This is a genomic window from Hydrogenimonas sp. (assembly GCF_029933015.1).
GTDB lineage: Bacteria > Campylobacterota > Campylobacteria > Campylobacterales > Hydrogenimonadaceae > Hydrogenimonas.
Genome location: NZ_JAOZOZ010000149.1, coordinates 1 through 3,885, shown reverse-complemented (window position 1 = coordinate 3,885; position 3,885 = coordinate 1). Strand labels below are relative to the sequence as shown.

Below are 3,885 nucleotides of genomic sequence, written 5' to 3'. Positions count from 1 at the left end.
AGCGGGCCGACTGGTTCTCCCGCGTCACGACGCCGTTGTGCGACCAGACCTCCCAGGCGCAGTTGCCCTGGCAGTTGACACAGTGGTAGGCGAAACCGGTATCTTCTTTTTTGCCCCGCGTGAAGTCGAACTCGTTGCGATACATCTCTTCGGTGTAGGTCGTGTTCGGATAGTCGTGCTTGCCGTTTTCGACCTTCATGACACCCGTTTTGGCGAACAGGCTGCCCTGTGAGGCCACCAGCGCGGCCGTCACTCCGGAAAACTTCAGAAAATCTCTTCGTTTGTTGTTTACCATCTTCTCTCCCTTAGCGTCGAATCGGCATATTCATGTTGTTGCCCCAGGTATCCCATGCACCCGAATAGACTTTGACGTTCTTGTAGCCCAGCAGTTCGAGCGCCGTGATGATCTCCGAACCCCGGCCCGCACCGACCTGGCAGTAGGCGTAGACCGTCTTGTCAGGCGTCACGCCGTAGCTTTCGAACATCTTTTTCAGCTCCTCCTTGGTACGGAAACTCCTCTTGCGCTCGAAGTCGGTCACCTTCTTCCATTCGATGAATTTCGATCCGGGGATGTGGCCGCCGCGGGCGACGTTGTCCATCTTGCGCTCGCCGATGATCTCGGTCATGCCCCGCGTGTCGATGATCACATATTTGCTCTTGTCGCCGTTTTTGAGGATATCCTGCATCGCGTGATAGACCTCTTCGGTCGTCGCCAGCAGTTCGGGACGCGTCTTTTCGATCTTGTAGTGGGTGTGCTCCCAGTGGGGCTCTTTGCCGCGCTGCACGAGCAGTTTGGGCTCGAGCTGCTTCATCTGGGTCTTGAGCTCTTTGACTTTCGCCTTCAGCTCGGCCTCTTTGGCCTTGTCGCCCGCCTTTTTGGCTTTTCGCGCCTCACGCTTGAGCTTTCGCGCCTTCATCTTGAGATCGTTGTAGATCTTCTGATTGGGATCGAGGGCCTTGATGCCGTCCTGCCCGCCGTCGAGGACATAGACCTTTTCGTGGCCGAAAGATTTGAAAAAGCTGTAGACACCCGTCGCGTTGGGCCCGCGCCAGTTGTCGTAGGCGATGATGACGTCGCTGTTCTTGATCCCTTTGCTGCCGATATAGTGTTCCGCATGTTCCGGACACTGATACAGCGGCTCGCAATGGAGATTCCCCATGATATCCGCATGGTGCAGGTGGTGGGCGTACATTTCGCGCGCCCCTTTGATATGTCCGCCTTCGTAGGCGGTTTCACTGTCACCGCAGACAAAGACATAGCCCGGTTTGCCGATCAGTTTGATCGCCTCTTCGGGCTGAATCGTGATCTTGTCGGCCCCCATCAGCATGGAGGCGGAAAAAACAGACGCGACACAAAGCGTCTTGAACCACTGCTTCATTACCACTCCTTATAAGATTGTTTAACACGGCTGATATGCCGATTTTTCGGTACTTCCGATACATCTTCATTGTAGAGGCCGCACTCTTAATCGAGCCTGAAAGTATAAAGTTTTTTCATATTACCTACGAAAAATCATCAAAATTCCGAAAGGGTTACTCTTTTGTCCAATTTTCATGATGAGCGTGACAATTTTTTTTGACGAAATAATAAAATATTATTTTTCAAACGTGTCGGAACGCCGTTTTTCAATGACACGGGCCGATATGGTTGACTCATATTCTTTCTTTCTGATACCATAAAACAGCGACCATGAGACCATATTAATGAAAAGGAAAAGTATTTCATGACAAAAGAAGAAGCCATAGCCAGACTGGAAGACAAAAACACTCCCCTCGAAGAGGTCGAAACGATCTTCGAATCGTTTTCGGACGACATGCAGGTGGCAGGACAGGTCGCGATGAACCTGAGCCTCCGCACCTCGATCTACGAACCCGAAAAATCGGCACATCCGATCATGACGGAGCTTCTCGTAAGGCTGTCTGCCGTCGAAGATATGGGAAGCCGCTGGGCTGTCGCGAAAAACCCGCACACCCCGGTGGAAATACTGACCGATCTCGCCAAAGACGAGATCAATCTGGTCCGCGCGCTCGTCGCCACCAATCCCAACACGCCGCCGTCGGTACTGCAAAACCTCTTCGGTGACGAGAAAATCGTACGCGACGGCCTCTCGGGCAATCCCGCCACACCGGCGAAACTGCTGAAGATCCTCGCCGACGATTCGGACAAAATGGTCCGGATGCGCGTGGCGGAAAACCCTTCGACACCGGAAGAGACCCTGGAAAAGATGACAAACGACACCGATGCCAACGTCGCCAAAGCGGCGGAAGTCAATCTGGCGAAACGGAGAGAGAGCGCATGAAAAGAAAAATGGATGAAAACACCCTGCCCCCGGCCTATGAAGGGGTGGAACGGCAACTGATGGCACTCTTTTACTGCGGTGTCTACATCACCAACGCCGACATCGTGAGAATCGGCGCGTCGATGGGGCTGAAGCTGCCTCTCAAAGACCGCATCGCCCTGCTCAAGCAGCTGATGCGCCACGCCCACGAACACGACATGAAACCGCAGATGATGCAGGGATTCGTCCGGCTGCTGCAGGAGAGGGCGAAAACCTACCAGGAGCTGGCCCAAAACTACCCTACCGCCGCGCCGCTGATCCAGGAGTGGATCCAGAAAGCCCGCGCCACGGCCCTGCTGCTTCAGCGCGAAATGAGGAGCAACCCCTATGAACAATGAAAAAATTCTCGAAAAACTCTCGGGCGTCATGTACCCCGGACTCGACCGCTCCATCACCGATCTGAAAATCGTCGACGACATCGCCATAGAGCACGGCACACCCGTCGTCACCCTCTCGATGCAAAACGACGAAGCCTACGAACTTCTCAAAGAGCGGCTGCAGGATCTTTTCGAAGGCAAAATCACCATCCGGCGCAAAGGGATGGCGAAGAAAAAGGATATCCACTACGGCCACACCGCCAACCCCAACAACCGCGCACCTTACGCCAAGCGGGTCATCGCCGTCACCAGCGGCAAGGGCGGCGTGGGAAAGAGTACCGTCTCGGCCAATCTCTCGGTCGCCCTGGCCCAGAAAGGCTTCAAAGTGGGGCTTCTCGACGCGGACGTCTACGGCCCCAACATTCCCCGCATGCTGGGCACCGCCCACGAAACGCTCCGCTGGAACGACAACGACAAGATCGTCCCCAGCGAGAATTTCGGTATCAAGATCATGAGCGTCGGCCTCACGACGCCCACCTCCGACACACCGCTGGTATGGCGAAGCTCCGTGGCCGTCAGCGCCCTGATCCAGTTTCTCGAGGATGTGGAGTGGGGAGAACTCGACTTTCTGGTCATCGACATGCCGCCGGGCACCGGCGACATCCAGCTGACGATGGCCCAGGAGCTTCCGATCACCGCCGGCGTCATCGTCACGACACCCCAGCCGGTAGCCCTGGACGACGTCAGCCGCGCCATCATGATGTTCAAGGACATCCACGTCCCCATCGGCGGTCTCGTGGAGAACATGAGCTACTTCATCGCGCCGGACACCGGCACGCGTTACGACATTTTCGGTACCGGAGGAGGCGAGGCGACCGCGGAAAAATACGGCATCCCCTTTCTGGGACAGATCCCTCTGGACATGCGGATCCGCGAACACTCCGACGCCGGCACGCCGCCTGTGGCCATGGGCGAGGCGTCACAGAAAGGCTACTACAAAACCATCGCCGACCGGCTTCTGAAACAGATACTCTGATATTTTATGGGAGAAACGTGCCCGAAAGGGCACGGTAGTGCGGAAAGGGCCGAAGCCCTCGGGGTATTTTAGTAGCGATATCTTACATAGGCCCGGAAGTTCTGGGCATAGTCGACCGGATCCATCATGCCGCTTTTGTAGGCGTCGTCGTTGTCGATCGCCGCACCGTCGGCACCGAAAAATCCGCCGCTTC

5 protein-coding genes are annotated in these 3,885 nt (G+C 55.8%); 3 read left to right on the top strand and 2 right to left on the bottom strand.

All coding sequences use genetic code 11. The features are described 5' to 3' along the window. A partial coding sequence (locus Q1K23_RS08390; RefSeq protein WP_300363773.1) for a twin-arginine translocation signal domain-containing protein occupies positions 1 to 295 on the bottom strand: 295 nt, incomplete at its 3' end. A 10-nt stretch (positions 296 to 305) separates the two neighbouring features. Continuing rightward, on the bottom strand, positions 306 to 1,379 hold the full coding sequence (locus Q1K23_RS08385; protein WP_300363771.1) for a rhodanese-like domain-containing protein: 1,074 nt from the start codon (positions 1,377 to 1,379) through the stop codon (positions 306 to 308). 345 nt (positions 1,380 to 1,724) lie between these two features. Here Q1K23_RS08385 and Q1K23_RS08380 point away from each other — a divergent pair, with 345 nt between their 5' ends. From Q1K23_RS08380 to Q1K23_RS08370, 3 genes are read left to right on the top strand one after another with little or no spacing between them, the layout of a single operon-like run. Further along, positions 1,725 to 2,300: a hypothetical protein gene (locus Q1K23_RS08380; protein ID WP_300363769.1), complete on the top strand. Its 576-nt coding sequence runs from the start codon at positions 1,725 to 1,727 to the stop codon at positions 2,298 to 2,300. Continuing rightward, complete coding sequence (locus Q1K23_RS08375) at positions 2,297 to 2,677, top strand: hypothetical protein (RefSeq protein WP_300363767.1); 381 nt, start codon at positions 2,297 to 2,299, stop codon at positions 2,675 to 2,677. Before Q1K23_RS08380 ends, Q1K23_RS08375 begins: the two co-directional genes overlap by 4 nt. Then, positions 2,667 to 3,692, top strand: a complete 1,026-nt coding sequence (locus tag Q1K23_RS08370) for an Mrp/NBP35 family ATP-binding protein (protein ID WP_366522651.1) — start codon at positions 2,667 to 2,669, stop codon at positions 3,690 to 3,692. Before Q1K23_RS08375 ends, Q1K23_RS08370 begins: the two co-directional genes overlap by 11 nt. The last annotated feature ends 193 nt before the right edge of the window (positions 3,693 to 3,885 follow it).

Coding starts and splice junctions, on each gene's coding strand:
- Q1K23_RS08385 (WP_300363771.1), bottom strand. CDS start 1,379: ATGAAGCAGTGGTTCAAGACGCTTTGTGTCGCGTCTGTTTTTTCCGCC.
- Q1K23_RS08370 (WP_366522651.1), top strand. CDS start 2,667: ATGAACAATGAAAAAATTCTCGAAAAACTCTCGGGCGTCATGTACCCC.
- Q1K23_RS08380 (WP_300363769.1), top strand. CDS start 1,725: ATGACAAAAGAAGAAGCCATAGCCAGACTGGAAGACAAAAACACTCCC.
- Q1K23_RS08375 (WP_300363767.1), top strand. CDS start 2,297: ATGAAAAGAAAAATGGATGAAAACACCCTGCCCCCGGCCTATGAAGGG.